General features: G+C 61.5%; 16 protein-coding genes. 13 read left to right on the top strand and 3 right to left on the bottom strand.

Translation table 11 applies throughout. From position 1 onward, the window contains the following. Nucleotides 1–33 precede the first annotated feature (33 nt). Nucleotides 34–1,530 (top strand): replicative DNA helicase, encoded by a 1,497-nt coding sequence (locus tag AC25BC_RS06235; protein WP_012756827.1) that lies wholly within the window; start codon nucleotides 34–36, stop codon nucleotides 1,528–1,530. An 89-nt stretch (nucleotides 1,531–1,619) separates the two neighbouring features. After that, nucleotides 1,620–2,789, top strand: a complete 1,170-nt coding sequence (alr, locus tag AC25BC_RS06230) for an alanine racemase (protein WP_206642388.1) — start codon at nucleotides 1,620–1,622, stop codon at nucleotides 2,787–2,789. A 9-nt stretch (nucleotides 2,790–2,798) separates the two neighbouring features. Here alr and AC25BC_RS06225 read toward each other — a convergent pair whose 3' ends face one another. Beyond that, a complete protein-coding gene (locus AC25BC_RS06225) occupies nucleotides 2,799–3,434 on the bottom strand; it encodes a LysE family translocator (RefSeq protein WP_012756825.1) in 636 nt (211 codons plus the stop codon). A 160-nt stretch (nucleotides 3,435–3,594) separates the two neighbouring features. On the opposite strand from AC25BC_RS06225, the gene radA reads away from it, so the two are divergent. The 4 genes from radA to AC25BC_RS06205 all read left to right on the top strand — a co-directional run bounded on the left by radA (nucleotide 3,595) and on the right by AC25BC_RS06205 (nucleotide 8,166). Beyond that, nucleotides 3,595–4,995: a DNA repair protein RadA gene (gene radA / locus AC25BC_RS06220; protein ID WP_026157303.1), complete on the top strand. Its 1,401-nt coding sequence runs from the start codon at nucleotides 3,595–3,597 to the stop codon at nucleotides 4,993–4,995. An 89-nt stretch (nucleotides 4,996–5,084) separates the two neighbouring features. Then, nucleotides 5,085–5,711 (top strand): CvpA family protein, encoded by a 627-nt coding sequence (locus tag AC25BC_RS06215; RefSeq protein WP_128407196.1) that lies wholly within the window; start codon nucleotides 5,085–5,087, stop codon nucleotides 5,709–5,711. Between the two features lie 148 nt (nucleotides 5,712–5,859). Beyond that, on the top strand, nucleotides 5,860–7,350 hold the full coding sequence (gene purF, locus AC25BC_RS06210) for an amidophosphoribosyltransferase (protein ID WP_017993519.1): 1,491 nt from the start codon (nucleotides 5,860–5,862) through the stop codon (nucleotides 7,348–7,350). A 75-nt stretch (nucleotides 7,351–7,425) separates the two neighbouring features. After that, entirely contained in the window at nucleotides 7,426–8,166 is a 741-nt protein-coding gene (locus AC25BC_RS06205) for an SDR family NAD(P)-dependent oxidoreductase (RefSeq protein WP_128439168.1), read from the top strand. Between the two features lie 114 nt (nucleotides 8,167–8,280). On the opposite strand, the gene AC25BC_RS06200 is transcribed toward AC25BC_RS06205, so the two are convergent. Next, nucleotides 8,281–9,030 carry a glycoside hydrolase family 25 protein gene (locus AC25BC_RS06200; RefSeq protein ID WP_128439169.1) on the bottom strand — a complete coding sequence of 250 codons (750 nt, stop codon included), beginning with the start codon at nucleotides 9,028–9,030 and terminating at the stop codon, nucleotides 8,281–8,283. 354 nt (nucleotides 9,031–9,384) lie between these two features. Here AC25BC_RS06200 and cysS point away from each other — a divergent pair, with 354 nt between their 5' ends. The 7 genes from cysS (at nucleotide 9,385) to rarD (ending at nucleotide 16,087) form a co-directional block, all read left to right on the top strand. Continuing rightward, nucleotides 9,385–10,776, top strand: coding sequence for a cysteine--tRNA ligase (gene cysS, locus AC25BC_RS06195; RefSeq protein ID WP_018070572.1), 1,392 nt, complete (start codon nucleotides 9,385–9,387; stop codon nucleotides 10,774–10,776). Continuing rightward, a complete protein-coding gene (locus AC25BC_RS06190; RefSeq protein WP_128439170.1) occupies nucleotides 10,773–11,249 on the top strand; it encodes a GFA family protein in 477 nt (158 codons plus the stop codon). The genes cysS and AC25BC_RS06190 overlap by 4 nt, the downstream gene beginning before the upstream one ends. Beyond that, nucleotides 11,246–11,734 (top strand): GFA family protein, encoded by a 489-nt coding sequence (locus AC25BC_RS06185; protein ID WP_128439171.1) that lies wholly within the window; start codon nucleotides 11,246–11,248, stop codon nucleotides 11,732–11,734. The genes AC25BC_RS06190 and AC25BC_RS06185 overlap by 4 nt, the downstream gene beginning before the upstream one ends. Beyond that, nucleotides 11,731–12,207: a GFA family protein gene (locus AC25BC_RS06180; RefSeq protein ID WP_128439172.1), complete on the top strand. Its 477-nt coding sequence runs from the start codon at nucleotides 11,731–11,733 to the stop codon at nucleotides 12,205–12,207. The genes AC25BC_RS06185 and AC25BC_RS06180 overlap by 4 nt, the downstream gene beginning before the upstream one ends. Next, the gene (pip, locus tag AC25BC_RS06175) at nucleotides 12,204–13,166 is read left to right on the top strand and encodes a prolyl aminopeptidase (protein ID WP_128407193.1); all 963 of its coding nucleotides are present in this window, start codon (nucleotides 12,204–12,206) and stop codon (nucleotides 13,164–13,166) included. Before AC25BC_RS06180 ends, pip begins: the two co-directional genes overlap by 4 nt. Nucleotides 13,167–13,341: 175 nt before the next feature. Beyond that, nucleotides 13,342–14,955, top strand: a complete 1,614-nt coding sequence (gene cimA / locus AC25BC_RS06170; protein WP_113547984.1) for a citramalate synthase — start codon at nucleotides 13,342–13,344, stop codon at nucleotides 14,953–14,955. A 217-nt stretch (nucleotides 14,956–15,172) separates the two neighbouring features. Next, complete coding sequence (gene rarD / locus AC25BC_RS06165; protein ID WP_003558146.1) at nucleotides 15,173–16,087, top strand: EamA family transporter RarD; 915 nt, start codon at nucleotides 15,173–15,175, stop codon at nucleotides 16,085–16,087. Between the two features lie 115 nt (nucleotides 16,088–16,202). On the opposite strand, the gene AC25BC_RS06160 is transcribed toward rarD, so the two are convergent. Next, the gene (locus AC25BC_RS06160) at nucleotides 16,203–16,826 is read right to left on the bottom strand and encodes an LOG family protein (protein ID WP_128407192.1); all 624 of its coding nucleotides are present in this window, start codon (nucleotides 16,824–16,826) and stop codon (nucleotides 16,203–16,205) included. Nucleotides 16,827–16,969 lie beyond the last annotated feature (143 nt).

Below are 16,969 nucleotides of genomic sequence, written 5' to 3'. Positions count from 1 at the left end.
ATCCGGAGCTGGAAAAAGACAGAACGGATGATGATGAACGACGCCGCTCGAAAGATTGCAGCTGTTGCCCCGTCGGAGCAGCATTATCGCGAAGCACCCAACAATATCGAAGCCGAGCAAGCGCTTCTGGGTGCGATCCTGATGAACAACGACGCCTATTATCGGGTGTCGGACTTCCTGAAGCCGATCCATCTCTATGAACCGCTGCATCGGAAGATCTTCGAGGTTGCCGGCGATATCATCCGCATGGGCAAGATCGCCAATCCGGTGACGATCAAGACCTTCCTGAAAGCCGACGAGAAGGTCGGCGACATGACGGTTTCGCAATATCTGGCGAGCCTGGTCAGCAATGCCGTCACCGTCATCAATGCCGAGGATTACGGCCGGGCGATCTACGACCTGGCGCTGCGCCGGGCGCTGATTACCATCGGCGAGGACGTCGTCAACATCGCCTATGACGCGCCGCTCGACATGCCGCCGCAGTCGCAGATCGAGGATACCGAACGCCGCCTCTTCGAACTGGCGGAAAACGGCCGCTACGACGGCGGCTTCCAGGCCTTCAACGATGCGGTCGCGCTGGCGATCGACATGGCGGCCGTCGCCAAGGAACGTGACGGCGGGCTTTCCGGCATTTCCACCGGCATCCATTCGCTGGATTCCAAGATGGGCGGTTTGCAGCGGTCGGACTTGATCGTGCTTGCCGGACGCCCCGGCATGGGCAAGACCTCACTTGCTACAAACATCGCCTACAATATCGCCGCCGCCTACGAAGGCGAAGTCCAGTCGGACGGCAGCATGAAGGCAAAGAACGGCGGCGTCGTCGGTTTCTACTCGCTCGAAATGTCGTCGGAACAGCTCGCCACCCGTATCATCTCCGAGCAGACGGAAGTCTCCTCCTCGAAGATCCGCCGCGGCGACATCAACGATGCCGATTTCGAAAAGCTCGTCGCCTGCTCGATGATGATGCAGAAGGTGCCGCTCTTTATCGACCAGACCGGCGGCATCTCGATCGCCCAGCTTTCGGCCCGCGCGCGCCGTCTGAAGCGCCAGCGCGGCCTCGATGTGCTTGTGGTCGACTACATTCAGCTGATGACCGGCTCGGGCAAATCCAGCGACAACCGCGTGCAGGAAATCACCCAAATCACCACCGGCCTCAAGGCGCTCGGCAAGGAGCTCAACGTTCCGATCATCGCACTGTCGCAGCTCTCGCGTCAGGTCGAAAGCCGCGACGACAAGCGGCCGCAGCTGTCCGACCTTCGCGAATCCGGCTCGATCGAGCAGGACGCCGACGTCGTGCTCTTCGTGTTCCGCGAGGAATATTACGTCAAGAATTCGGAGCCGCGCGACATCCACGATCCGAAATATCCGGAATGGGAGGCGCTGTTCGACAAGGTCAAGGGCACGGCCGACGTGATCATCGCCAAGCAGCGCCACGGGCCGACAGGCACGGTGAAGCTCGCCTTCCAGGCGGAATTCACGCGTTTTGCCGATCTCGCCGATCCCTCCTTCACCCAATATGAAGAGCACTGATCGCGCGGATGCTGGGTGCAACGCCGGGCTTTCCCTTGACATAGTTGACCTTTAAACTGGCCGGAGAATCCTTCTCCGGCCTCTTTTCGATGCGGATCATGAGCGAATTTTTCGACGCCCCCGAAGATGACAATTTTGCCTCGGCAGGCCTGCGGCTGACCGTCGACCTGACCGCCCTGACGGAGAACTGGCGCGACATGGCGCGCCGCTCCGGTGCGGCGCGCGCCTCGGCGGTCGTCAAGGCGGATGCCTATGGCATGGGCATCGAGGATACCGGCGAAGCGCTCTATATGGCAGGCGCGCGCGACTTCTTCGTCGCGACCGTCGACGAGGGCGTGACGCTTCGCCTCTATGCGCCCGAGGCGCGCATCTTCGTGCTCTCAGGCATATGGCCGGGCACCGAGCGGCGCTTCTTCGACAATGATCTGGTGCCGGTGATTTCCTCCGACGAGCAGCTCGCCTTCTGGATGGCGGTGCTTGCCGATTACGGCGACTATCCCTGCGCGCTGCATGTCGATACCGGCTTCAATCGGCTCGGACTGCATATTGACGATGCGATCGCACTCGCCGACGACGTCTCACGGCCTGCGAGCTTCGCGCCTGTGCTTGTCATGAGCCACCTCGCCTGCGCCGACGATCCCAGCCATGCGATGAACCGGCAGCAGCTCGAATCATTCCACAGGGTTAGCACCGCTTATGAAGGCATCGATTCAAGTCTTGCAGCATCGGCCGGCATCTTTCTCGGTGAGGATTATCACTTCGACCTGACCCGCCCCGGCATCGCGCTCTATGGCGGCGAAGCGGTCAGTGGCATGGCGAACCCGATGCGGCCGGTGGCGACGGCGGAAGCGCGCATCATCCAGGTGCGCAGCGTCGAAGCCGGCGAGACCGTCAGCTATGGGCGGGCGCTGCAGCTTCGCCGCGAAAGCCGGCTGGCGATCGCCTCGGCCGGCTATGCCGACGGCTACATGCGCAGCCAGTCGAGCGGCGGCGTGCCACTGCGCCAGGTGGTGCCGCAAGGCGGGCAAGGTTTCATCGCCGGACACAAGGTTCCGGTTGCCGGCCGGATCACCATGGACCTGACGATCTTCGATATCACCGACCTGCCTGACAATGCCGTGCGCGCCGGGGATTATGTCGAACTGTTCGGGAAGAACATGCCGGTGGACGATGTGGCGCGGGCATCCGGCACGATCGGATACGAGATCCTGACCAGCATGGGGCTCCGCCACGAGCGGCGCTACGTGGCCGAAGAATAGCCTTCCTACTCAGCGGCTGCTGAGGGCGAGACGGACACCGAGCGCCACGAAAAGCGCACCGAGGCCGCGGTCGAGCCAGAGTCCGACTTTTTGATTATGCCTGATTGCATCCGCAAGGCGCCCGCCGAGAAGGACGAGCGGCGGTTCGATGAAGGCAGCGACGACGATGATGAGCGCGCCATGCAGCATGAGTTGCGCCCATGCCGGCCCTGCCCCTTCGACGACGAACTGCGGCAGGAAGGCCAGGAAGAATATCGCCACTTTGGGATTGAGCAGCGACACCAGAATTCCCTGCCGGTAGATCCTTGCCACCGGCAAACTTTCACCAGCAGCCTTTATCAGGCCATCGCCGCCACCGGAGCGCAAAGCCTGAATGCCGAGCCAGACGAGATAGGCGGCGCCGATCCATTTGACTGTCGAGAAGGCGACGGCGGAAGCGGCAAGTATGGCCGAGAGGCCGAGTGCGGCCATCAGCACATGCAGGCAGGCGCCGGACCAGACGCCGAACAGCGCGGAAAAACCGGCACGTTTTCCGCTTTTCATCGTGTGACCGAGGATGAAAGCGATGTCGGGACCGGGCGAGAGATTGAGCAGAACCGCCGCCGACAGAAATGCAAGCCAGTGCGCAAACGAATAATCGAACATTTTCCACCGTTCCGAATGAGGAGCAAAGGATAGGCATGGGTGCGCTGATGGGGAAATCATTAGTTTTGATCCGTTGCGATAGCCATTATCTCAAGCACGACAATGATTCGATGAAGCGGCGCGTCGCGTCGCTCGCGAACCCCGACTGAAAGAGTAATTGATGGCGAAGGCCAGGACACAATTCATCTGCCAGAGTTGCGGCACGGTTCATAACCGCTGGGCCGGCAAATGCGAGAACTGCGGCGAGTGGAACACCATCGTCGAGGAAGACCCGATGGGTGGGATCGGCTCCGGTCCTGGTAAGACGCCGAAGAAGGGCCGACCAGTGGCGCTGACGGCACTCTCCGGCGAGATCGAAGAGGCACCGCGTATCCATACCGCCATGTCGGAGCTCGACCGGGCGCTCGGCGGCGGTTTCGTGCGCGGTTCGGCGGTGCTGATCGGCGGCGATCCCGGCATCGGCAAATCGACGCTGCTGATGCAGGCCGCCGCCGCCCTTGCGCGGCGCGGCCACAAGATCATCTACGTCTCCGGCGAAGAAGCCGTGGCGCAGGTGCGGCTGCGGGCACAACGCCTTGCGGCGGCCGATACCGACGTGATGCTGGCGGCCGAAACCAATGTCGAGGATATTCTGGCGACGCTCGCCGAGGGCAAGCGGCCGGACCTCGTCATCATCGATTCCATCCAGACGCTGTGGAGCGAGCTTGCCGAATCGGCGCCGGGAACGGTGACGCAGGTGCGCACCGGCGTCCAAGCAATGATCCGTTTCGCCAAGCAGACGGGGGCCGCCATGGTGCTCGTCGGCCACGTAACCAAGGACGGGCAGATTGCCGGGCCGCGCGTCGTCGAGCACATGGTCGACGCCGTGCTCTATTTCGAAGGCGATCGCGGCCATCACTACCGCATCCTGCGCACAGTCAAGAACCGCTTCGGCCCGACCGACGAGATCGGCGTCTTCGAAATGTCCGACAAAGGCTTGCGCGAAGTCGCCAATCCTTCCGAGCTCTTCCTTGGTGAGCGCAACGAAAAATCGCCGGGTGCTGCCGTCTTTGCCGGCATGGAAGGCACCCGCCCCATTCTCGTCGAGGTGCAGGCGCTGGTGGCGCCGACCTCGCTCGGTACACCGCGGCGCGCCGTGGTCGGCTGGGATTCGGCACGGCTGTCGATGATCCTTGCGGTGCTGGAAGCCCATTGCGGCGTCAGGCTCGGCCAGCACGACGTCTATCTCAACGTCGCCGGCGGTTACCGCATCTCCGAACCGGCGGCCGATCTTGCCGTCGCCTCGGCGCTCGTTTCCTCGCTTGCCGGTATTGCCCTTCCTGCCGATTGCGTCTATTTCGGCGAAGTCAGCCTGTCGGGTGCCATCCGGCCGGTTGCGCACACCGCCCAGCGTCTCAAGGAAGCCGAGAAGCTGGGATTTTCCGCAGCGCTGCTTCCGTCCGCCTCCGCCGAATTGCCGAAGGGCCCCGGCGGGCGCTGGAGCGAAGTCGCAAGCCTGCCGGATCTGGTCGCGCGCATTGCCGGATCGAAGGGAGCGCTGCGTGTGGAAGACGACGTTTGATCCTTTCATTGCCAAGAGTGGTGATGATATAGGAGCACACGATAAGGCACGACACGGCCGCCAAGCGGCAGTCCTGGAGTTGAATCTACATGCCCATTACGATTTTCGACGGTATTGTCATCGGCGTCGTGCTCTTCTCCGCGGTGCTGGCGATGGTCCGCGGCTTTTCGCGCGAGATCCTCTCGATCGCGAGCTGGGGCGGTTCGGCCGCCGCTGCCTATTATCTCTATCCGTACCTGCTGCCCTATGCGAAGAAATATACCGATGACGACCGTATCGCGATCGTCGGTTCGGCAGCGGTCGTCTTCCTGATCGCGCTCATCGTCATCTCCTTCATCACGATGAAGATCGCCGATTTCATCATCGACAGCCGTGTCGGCGCGCTCGACCGCACGCTCGGCTTCCTGTTCGGGGCAGCGCGCGGCGTGCTGCTCCTGGTCGTCGCCGTCGCCTTCTGGAACTGGCTCGTCGATGCCGACCACCGTCCGGCTTGGGTCAACGAAGCGAAGTCGAAGCCCTTCCTGGATTCGATGGTCGTGAAGCTGAAATCGATTCTGCCGGAGCAATTTGCCCAGATGATACCGGAAAGCATCCGTGATAAGCTGCAGCCGCCGGCACAGGGCGCCGAAGGTACCACTCCGCCGACGGGCGACCAGGCTCCGGCGGAAGACGCACCGACCGCGCCTGCAGGCGGCGCGCAGCAGCCGGCGAATTGACACAGTGTTCAAGAGCTTGACCCGCCTTCCGGCAATTGCCATTTGAGCGGGACATGAAATGAGGGTCCGGCCGAGCATTCCAGCTCCGCCGGGCTCAGCTATTTCTGGAAATGCCGATCCATTCTTGTGAGAGCAGAGGCCCGCAGAAATGAACCAGTCCCATTCCTTCCCGACCGACGATCCGCTCGACGGAGATACGCTGCATGAAGAATGCGGGGTTTTCGGAATTCTGGGACATCCCGATGCCGCCGCGCTCACGGCGCTCGGCCTGCATGCCTTGCAGCACCGCGGACAGGAAGCGGCCGGCATCGTCTCCTTCGACGGCAAGCGCTTTTATCAAGAGCGCCACATGGGCCTCGTCGGCGACCACTATACCAATCCGATGACGCTCGCCCGCCTGCCCGGCAGCATTACGATCGGTCATACCCGCTACTCGACAACCGGCGAAGTGGCCATGCGCAACGTGCAGCCGCTCTTTGCCGAACTGGAAGAGGGGGGCATCGCCATTGCCCATAACGGCAATTTCACCAACGGCCTGACGCTGCGCCGCCAAATCATCGCGACCGGCGCCATCTGTCAGTCGACCTCCGATACCGAGGTCGTCCTCCACCTCATCGCCCGCTCCCGCCACGCTTCCACATCCGACCGCTTCATCGATGCCATTCGCCAGATGGAAGGCGGCTATTCGATGCTCGCCATGACGCGCACCAAGCTGATTGCCGCGCGCGACCCGACCGGCATCCGCCCACTGGTCATGGGAGAATTCGACGGCAAGCCGATCTTCTGCTCGGAGACCTGCGCGCTCGACATTATCGGCGCCAAGTTCATCCGCGACGTTGAGAACGGCGAGGTCATCATCTGTGAAATCCAGCCCGACGGCTCGATCAGCATCGATGCGCGCAAGCCTAGCAAGCCACAGCCGGAGCGCCTCTGCCTGTTCGAATATGTCTATTTCGCCCGCCCGGACTCGGTCGTCGGCGGCCGCAACGTCTATACGACGCGCAAGAGCATGGGCATGAACCTCGCCAAGGAATCGCCCGTCGATGGCGACGTGATCGTGCCGGTGCCGGACGGCGGCACGCCGGCAGCACTCGGCTATGCACAGCAGAGCGGGATTCCATTCGAATACGGCATTATCCGCAATCATTATGTCGGGCGCACCTTCATCGAGCCAACGCAGCAGATCCGCGCCTTCGGCGTAAAGCTGAAGCATTCGGCCAACCGGGCGATGATCGAAGGCAAGCGCGTGGTGCTGGTTGATGATTCCATCGTGCGTGGTACGACGTCTCTCAAGATCGTGCAGATGATCCGCGAAGCCGGCGCGCGCGAAGTCCATGTCCGCGTCGCAAGCCCGATGATCTTCTTCCCGGATTTCTACGGCATCGACACGCCCGATGCCGAAAAGCTGCTGGCAAACCAGTATGCCGACGTCGAAGCCATGGCCAAATACATCGGCGCCGATTCGCTCGCCTTCCTGTCGATCAACGGCCTCTATCGCGCTGTCGGCGGTGAAGATCGCAACCCGGCTCGGCCGCAGTTCACCGACCACTATTTTACCGGCGACTATCCGACGCGTCTGCTCGACAAGAACGGCGAGTCCATGGGCAACAAGATTTCCATGCTCGCCAGCAACGGCTGATGCGGCTCGGCTTTCCCATTATCCATCCCGAGGGGTTCATCGCACCCCTCTCCCCTCGTGAGGGAACACCACATCATGAATATCAATCTTGAGGGCAAGATCGCACTCGTCACCGGTGCGTCGCGCGGCATCGGCTATTTCACGGCGCTGGAGCTTGCCAACGCCGGCGCCCATGTGATTGCCTGCGCCCGCACGGTCGGCGGGCTCGAGGACCTCGACGATGCGATCAAGGCCATCGGCGGCACGGCGACGCTCGTGCCCTTCGACCTTGCCGACATGAACGCGATCGACGCGCTCGGCGGCTCGATCTTCGAGCGCTGGGGCAAGCTCGACATCCTCGTCGCCAATGCCGGCGTGCTCGGCGTCATTTCGCCGATCGGCCATATCGAGGCGAAGGTGTTCGAGAAGGTGATGACCATCAACGTCACCGCGACATGGCGACTGATCCGTTCGGTCGACCCACTGCTTGCCCTCTCGGATGCCGGCCGCGCGGTGATCATCTCGTCGGGTGCGGCCCACAAGTGCCGCCCCTTCTGGGGCGCCTATTCCGCGTCCAAGGCTGCGGTCGAGGCGCTGGCACGCACATGGGCCGGAGAAAGTCAAAGCACACCGCTGCGGGTCACCAGCGTCGATCCGGGGGCGACCCGCACGGCGATGCGGGCGCAGGCGGTGCCCGGCGAAGATCCGCAGACGCTGCCGCATCCCTCCGAGGTCGCAAAGGCGATCCTGCCGTTGCTCGGGCCTGGAGTGACCGAGACGGGTAAGCTGTTCATCGTGCGGGAGAACAAGCTCGTCGATTACCGGTTGCCGGAATAAGCTCCTGCATAATTCCTTAAATCGGAATCGATTTAAGGATAAAATTATGCAGCAATTCAAAGTGCCACAGCGTCCTTTGCGGCTCTCGAAAAGACGCGTGGCGCTGTCGACGTCTCAGTTCGCTGCAACTGCCGGGAACAGATGCGCCAGGCCCGCTTCCGACGGGCAAAGCGCATTGAGGTCAACCGGTCCCTGGATGCCGTCCAAGGTGCCGTTATCGGCAAATTGCCAGATTGACCAACGACTGCACTCTTCCTGCCTCGGTTCCCTGAATACACTACGCAGCCACAGATAGTGGTCGGGAAAGCGCGATTCATTGCCTTTCAGATATTGATCGAAGAACTCCTGCGTGACGTAGAAAATAGGCTTCTCCGGAAAAGTGCCCTTCAGCTCGGTGAAGAATGCGTTCACCTCGGCAGCCATTTCCTCGAGCGTCGGGATTTTGTTACAATTGCCGACAAACTCCAGATCGACGGCGATGGGCAGAGTTCCCTGTTCCTTCGGGACGGTCGCGAGGACGTTCTGCGCCTGATCCTTGCCCGGTCGGCAGAAGGTGAAGAAATGATAAGCGCCCCTGACCAATCCAGCATCTCCGGCGCGCTGCCAGTTGTCGGCGAATTTGGAATCCCGATGATCTCCACCTTCGGTCGCCTTCATGAAGGCGAAGCGGACATTCGCCTGCGAGGCAACCACCTTCCAATCGATATCACCTTGGTGATGGCTGACATCGATGCCTTGGATCGGATAGCTGCTTAAGGAAGGATTGTTGAAGCGAAGCATTCCGAAATCGTATGCGAAATATGCAGCGAATGCGACCACCAGCATTGCGGTCGCTCCGATCGTCGATCGAGCCGGTCTCCGCATCCCTTCCTCCCTATTAACAACAGCTTCTCAACCGGCTATGCGAGATTTGCGCCGCGAGAATGGCGGGCGAATTTCAAGGGCGCGCCAACTGGTTTCACCAGATGTCGCGGCTGCGATCGATTCATCGGATGGATGGATCCTGTTGCCGCTGGATCGCTCTTCGCCCCCTTGACCGGAAGCGCGAACCGGGCCATAAAACCCGCCATGAAAACGGTTATCTGCATTATCTGCCGGAAAATTATTCGCTAGCGCGAGCGCTGGCCCGGCCGTTTTCGTCTCCCAAATAGTCAAGATGCGAAACGCCCCGGTCCGCCGGTCGCGATATTTTTCTGATCGTGCATTTGGGAGAGTAAAATGGACGCGACGCCGGAACTGAAGCTGTACAACACGCTGACACGGGAAAAATCGGTCTTTTCGCCGATCGATCCCAACAATGTCCGCATGTATGTCTGCGGCCCGACCGTCTATGACTTCGCTCATATCGGCAATGCCCGGCCGGTCATCGTCTTCGACGTGCTGTTCCGGCTGCTGCGCCATGTCTATGGCGAAGACCACGTCACTTATGCCCGCAACATCACCGACGTTGACGACAAGATCAATGCGCGGGCGCTTCGGGACCATCCGGGCCTGCCGCTCAACGACGCGATCCGCGCGGTAACGGAAAAGACCGAGACCCAATTTCACGCCGATGTCGCCGACCTCGGCTGCCTGGAGCCGGACTTCGAGCCGCGCGCCACCGACAATATCGTTGAGATGACCGAGATCATCGAGAAGCTGATCGGCAACGGTCATGCCTATGTCGCATCGGGCGAAGTGCTGTTCGACACCAAATCCATGGCGGATTACGGTCAGCTTTCGAAGCGCCCGCTCGACGAACAGCAGGCCGGCGCCCGCATCGCCGTCGACGCACACAAGAAGAATCCTGGCGATTTCGTGCTCTGGAAGCTGTCGAGCCACAACGAGCCCGGCTGGGACAGCCCTTGGGGCCGCGGCCGGCCCGGATGGCACATCGAATGCTCTGCGATGAGCAAGCGTTATCTCGGCGATGTCTTCGACATTCACGGCGGCGGGCTGGACCTGATCTTCCCGCATCATGAAAACGAGATCGCCCAGTCGCGCTGCGCCCACGGTACCGAGGTGATGGCGAATGTCTGGATGCATAACGGCTTCCTGCAGGTCGAAGGCCGCAAGATGTCGAAATCCGAAGGCAATTTCGTCACAATCCACGAGTTGCTGCACACGGAAACCTTCGGCGGCCGCAAATGGCCGGGCGAGGTGCTGCGCCTTGCCATGCTGATGACGCATTACCGCGAGCCGATCGATTTCTCGATCAAGCGACTGGAAGAGGCCGAACGTCTGCTCGCCAAATGGCCGGCAACAGATGCCGGCGATGCGGCGCCCGATGAAAGCGTGCTGAACGCGCTTTCGGACGACCTCAATACGGTGGCGGCGGTGCAGGCATTGCATGCGTTGGCGCAAGCTGCCCACACGGATCCTGCCGTGGGTGCCACTTTTGCCGCAACGGCCGACCTTCTGGGCCTGCTGCCGAAAAAGATGGAGATCGACGAAGCCGTCGCATCGGCAATCGATGCGCTGATCGCAATGCGTCTCGAAATGCTGAAGGCGAAAAACTTCACTGAGGCCGACAAGATCCGCGACGAGCTGACGGCCAAGGGTATCCAGTTGAAGGACGGCAAGGATCCGGTGACCGGCGAGCGCGTGACGACGTGGGAGGTCAAGAGATGACGACCTATACCGGCGGATGCCAATGCGGAGCGATCCGTTTCCGCGTCAGCGGTGACACCAAGGATTCGTCGATCTGTCATTGCCGCATGTGTCAGAAGGCGTTCGGTGCCTATTATGCGCCGCTGGTCTCGGTGCGCGGCGCCGATTTCGAATGGACACGCGGAGAGCGGAAAACATTCCGGTCTTCCAATTTCGTCGAGCGTGGCTTCTGCGGCGATTGCGGCACGCCGCTGACCTACGAGGCGCCGGATGGAATGGCGATTGCCGCCGGCGCCTTTGACGACCCTTCGGCGTTTCCGCCGGTGATCCAATTCGGCATCGAGGGCAAGATCGGTTTCGTCGATCATCTGCACGAATTGCCGGGCCACCGGACGGAAGAGGATGCGCAAGCCGCCCCCTTCCTGCTCGAGCTCGTCTCCTGCCAGCATCCCGATCATGAGACGCAGGCGTGGCCACCGAAGGAGATCGGATGACGACGGAATCAGACAAAAGCGGTGGGTGCCAGTGCGGGGCGGTGCGCTACCGCGCCAAAGGCGAACTCGGCTATCCCCATCTTTGCCATTGCCGCATGTGCCAGAAGGCAGCCGGCAACTATTTCATGCCGCTTGCCGCCGTGATACGCAGCGATTTCACCCTGACGCGCGGCGCGCCAAAATGGTTTCAGTCCTCGGATCTGGTGCGGCGCGGCTTCTGCGGCGATTGCGGCACGCCGCTGTTCTACGACATTCCGGAGACTGATTTCATCAACATCACGCTCGGCTCGCTTGATGATCCCGATGCGGTCAAGCCGGTGATGCAGTCGAACACCGGCCGCAAGATGTCCTGGTTTCACGCGCTGGACGGCCTGCCGGTGGAACCACAGGCTGAAACGCCCGACCGCGAGAATGCGATCGCGGCAAGCAACCATCAACACCCCGACCACGACACGCAAAATTGGCCCCTCGGAGAAACCTCATGACGGACACAATCAAGACAGGCGGATGCCAGTGCGGTGCCGTGCGCTTCCGCATCTCAGGCAAACTAGGACGTCCCTCGATCTGCCATTGCCGCATGTGCCAGAAGCAGTTCGGCGGTTTCTTCTCGGCGCTCGTCACCGCGCCTGAGGAAGGGATGGAGTGGACACGCGGCGAGCCGAGCTACTTCCAGTCCTCGGTCAATATCGAACGCGGCTTCTGCAACAATTGCGGCACGCCGATGACCTATCGTCATCCGGGCGGGCTGGAGCTTGCGATCGGCACTTTCGACGACCGCAGCGACCTCGCTCCGCTGATCCAGGTCAACTACGAGGCCCGCCTGCCCTGGGTCGAGGAGATCTTCGAGGCTCCGGTGCTGAAGGATCAGGATTTTTACTCCCGGCAGGAGGCGATTATCTCCTTCCAGCATCCCGATCACGACACCGAAGTCTGGCCCGCGAAAGGCGTGAAGATATGACCGAGATACTGCGCACGCTCTATCCCGAAATCGAGCCCTATGCTTCCGGCCATCTCGATGTCGGCGATGGCCATGTGATCTATTGGGAGCGCTCGGGAACACCTGGCGCCAAGCCCGCCGTCTTCCTGCATGGCGGCCCGGGCGGCGGCATCTCGCCCGCCCATCGCCGGCTCTTCGATCCCGCCCTCTACGACGTCATGCTGTTCGACCAGCGCGGTTGCGGCAGGTCGACGCCGCATGCGGAACTGCATGCCAACACGACCTGGCACCTCGTCGCCGATATCGAGCGGCTGCGCGAGATGGCCGGCGTCGACAGCTGGCAGGTGTTCGGCGGCTCCTGGGGCTCGACGCTGGCGCTCGCCTATGCCGAGACGCATCCGCAGCACGTCTCCGAGCTCATCCTGCGCGGCATCTATACGCTGACCAAGGCCGAGCTCGACTGGTATTATCAATTCGGCGTCTCGGAGATGTTCCCTGACAAGTGGGAGCGGTTCATCGCGCCGATTCCGCCGGAAGAGCGGCATGAGATGATGCATGCCTATCATCGCCGCCTGACGCATGAGGACAGGAATGTGCGCCTCGCGGCGGCGCAGGCCTGGAGCATCTGGGAAGGCGAAACGATCACGCTGCTGCCGGAACCTTCGACGAGCTTCAAGTTCGAGGAGCCGGAATTCGCCTATGCATTTGCGCGCATCGAGAACCATTTCTTCGTCCATGCCGGCTGGATGGACGAGGGACAGCTGATCCGCGATGCCGGCAGGCTCAAGAATATTCCCGGCGTCATCGTGCATGGCCGCTACGACATGCCCTGCCCGGCCAAATATGCCTGGCTGCTGCACAAGGCCTGGCCGAAGGCGGAGTTCCACCTGATCGAGGGCGCGGGCCATGCCTATTCGGAGCCCGGGATTCTCGACCAACTGATCCGGGCGACGGATAAGTTTGCCGGGAAGCAAGACTGATCGTTAGCATTGGGGGCAGCCCCTCACCCTAACCCTCTCCCCGCCCGCGGGGAGAGGGGACGTGCCCCGCGATACGGCATATCCCTTCTCCCGTCATAACGGGGAGAGGTGGCTGCAGCCGGATGAGGGGCAGCATCCGCACTCCATAACAACCCGCCTGGCGGGAGGAAACGACATGAAAGAACGCATCTACCTCTTCGACACGACGCTCCGAGACGGGCAGCAGACGCCCGGCGTCGATTTCTCCGTCGAGGACAAGATTGCGATCGCCGCCATGCTGGACGAGTTCGGCCTCGATTACGTCGAGGGCGGATTTCCCGGCGCCAATCCGACGGATACCGCCTTCTTCAGCGAGAAGCGCACCAGCCAGTCCAGCTTCGTCGCCTTCGGCATGACGAAGCGGGCCGGCGTTTCGGTCTCCAACGATCCCGGCATTGCCGGGCTGCTGCAGGCCAAAAGCGACGCCATCTGTTTCGTCGCCAAGAGCTGGGATTATCATGTCGCGGTGGCGCTCGGCTGCACCAACGAGGAAAACCTCGAATGCATTGCCGAAAGCGTCAAAGCGGCGGTTGGCGCAGGCAAGGAGGCGATCGTCGATTGCGAGCATTTCTTCGACGGCTTCAAGGCCAATCCGGCCTATGCGCTCGCCTGCGCCAAGACGGCCTATGAGAGTGGCGCCCGCTGGGTTGTACTCTGCGACACCAATGGCGGCACGCAGCCGCCGGAGGTGCGCGCCATCGTCGAGGCGGTGATCGCCTCAGGCGTTCCCGGCCACTGTCTTGGCATCCATGCGCATAACGATACCGGTCAGGCGGTTGCCAATTCGCTTGCCGCCGTCGACGCCGGCGTCCGGCAGATCCAGGGTACGCTGAACGGCATCGGCGAGCGCTGCGGCAATGCCAATCTGGTGACGCTGATCCCGACGCTGGCGCTGAAGAGCGCCTACAACAGCCGTTTCGAAACGGCGATCGACGAGGAGCGGCTGCTCAACCTCACCCGGCTCTCGCATGCTTTCGACGAGTTGCTCAATCGCTCGCCGGATCACCAGATGCCCTATGTCGGCGCCTCAGCCTTCGCCACCAAGGCCGGCATCCACGCATCGGCGCTGCTCAAGGATCCGCGGACCTATGAACACGTGCCGCCTGAAACCGTCGGTAACTTCCGCAAGGTCATGGTCTCCGACCAGGGCGGCAAGGCGAACTTCATCAATGCGCTGAAGCGGCGCGGCATCGAGGTCGCCAAGGACGATCCGAAGCTCGACCTGCTGATCTCGATCGTCAAGGAACGTGAATCGATCGGCTATGCATATGAGGGCGCGGATGCGAGCTTCGAGCTGCTGGCCCGCCGCACGCTCGGCACGATCCCAGAATTCTTCACCATCGAAGGCTTCCGCGTGATGATCGAGCGCCGCTTCGACAGTCTCGGCCGTGTGAAGATCGTCTCGGAGGCGGTGGTCAAGATCACCATCGACGGCCAGACGCTGATGTCAGTTGCCGATGCCGAAGGCCCGGTCAACGCGCTCGACCTCGCGCTGCGCAAGGATTTCGGCAAGTACCAGCACGAGATCGACGATCTGGTGCTCGCCGATTTCAAGGTGCGTATCCTCAATGGCGGCACGGAGGCGATCACCCGCGTGCTGATCGAATCCACCGACAGCGACGGGGTGCGCTGGTGGACGGTCGGCGTCTCGGAGAACATCATCGACGCTTCGTTCCAGGCGCTGATGGATTCGGTCATCTACAAGCTGATGAAGAACCGGCAGCTGGCGGGCAAGATCGCGGCGGAATAAACCTTTTCCGCGGCTCGGCGGAGGGGTCCCAGCCCTCGCCCGAATACCATTCGCATCCTTCGGACTTCGTCTTCCAGCCAAGGGCGTCGGATATCTTCTCGTCCATCGCTTCGTCTCCGGGTTCAAATCCTCTACCCTTCATTCAACGAAATGAATTGGCCTATTCACGGCGCTTAAGCTAGGCCGGATCAGAAGAAGAACAAAGATGGAAACACCGATGTCGACCGATGCATCCGTTCCGTTGGCCAAGAACGAAGACAGTCCGCGCGGGTTCGCCTTCGCGCTGACGGCCTATCTGCTCTGGGGCTTTCTGCCGATTTACATGAAGGCGGTGGCGCATATCTCGCCGGCCGAGGTGATCGCCCATCGTATCGTCTGGTCGCTGCCGTTGGCGGGCATCGTGCTGATCGTGCTCGGGCGCACGCAGGATATCCGCGCAGCACTCAGTTCGCCGCGCATGCTGGCGATGGCGGCGCTGACGGCGTCGCTGATCACCGTCAACTGGGGCACCTATGTCTGGGCGATCGGCGCCGGCCATTCGCTCGACGCAGCACTTGGCTATTTCATCAATCCGCTGTTCAGCATCTTCCTCGGCGCGGTGTTCCTCAAGGAAAAGCTGCAACCGCTGCAGATCGCGGCGATCGCGCTTGCGGCGCTTGCCGTCGCCATTCTCGCGCTGGACAGCGGCGGCATCCCGTGGGTGGCGCTGACACTGGCGATCAGCTGGGGGTTCTACGCCCTGTTGCGCAAGACGCTGCCGCTCGGGCCGAACCAGGGCTTCTTCCTGGAAGTGCTGATCCTCAGCGGGCCGGCCCTCCTCTACATTCTCTATCTGGAATTCGGCAGCGGCCAGGGCCATTTGTACCGCACCGGTCTTGCCGACACGACCCTGCTGCTCGGCTGCGGCGTCATCACCGCCGTGCCGCTGATGATCTATGCAAACGGCGCCAAGCTGCTGAAACTCTCAACGATCGGCATCATGCAGTATATCGCGCCGACGATGATCTTCCTGATCGCCGTCTTCGTCTTCCACGAGCCATTCGGCACGGCGCGCATGATCGCCTTCCCGCTGATCTGGGCGGGGCTGTTCCTCTATAGCTGGTCGATGCTGAAGGGAAGCCGCGGGCGCTGAGGCGCTAAAGCGCGTCACGTCGAATCGGATTCATGCGACGCGCTTCAGGTCTTTGTTTTATGCATGTCTTTGTCCCAAAACCGCTGGACACTTTTGGGCGACATGCATTGAATCCCTACATCTTCGAAATCACCTCGTCCTCGCCGTCACGATCGGCGGCGAGCTGGGCTGCCTGGGCCATGATCGCCGGAATGATGCCGGGGATCTCGTCGACGACGAGTGGCTGCACCCGGTGGGCGGTGTGCAGGAAGCCTTCTTCGGTCATATGGCGCATCAGTTCCATCATCGGATCCCAAAAACCGTTGACGTTGGCGAAGACCATCGGCTTCTCGTGGCGGCCGAGCTGCGCCCAGGTCATGATCTCGACGATCTCCTCCAGCGTGCCGATGCCGCCGGGCAGCGCGACGAAGGCATCGGAGCGCTCGAACATGGTGTGTTTGCGCGCATGCATGTCAGGGGTTACAATGAGTTCGTTCAGCTGACTCAGCGAGTGGCGAGTCGCTTCCATATCGATCAGGAATTCGGGAATGATGCCCGTGACCTGACCGCCGCCTGAAAGCACGCCGCTGGCAACCGCGCCCATGATGCCTTTGGTACCCCCGCCATAGACGAGGCGCAGGCCGTATTCGGCGATCTCTCTTCCGAGAGCACGCCCGGCCGCCATGTGGGAAGGATCGCGTCCCGGCCTGGAGCCGCAGTAAACGCAGATGGATCGAATCGATACAGATTGTTCGGTCATGAGGGCAAAACAACTATTCCATTTCAATGCAGTCAAGAAAATTGACTGAAAAGCAGCGTGCCTAGCTTGCCTAATTGCTTTGAATGCTTGTGGAAAGCAACGGGAATCGCTAGCAATTTTGGGTATTACGGCAAATTGCCGCT

The organism is Rhizobium sp. WSM409, assembly GCF_057653825.1.
The sequence above is the reverse complement of the archived record's forward strand: the minus strand, read 5'-3'. Positions and strand labels throughout refer to the sequence as shown.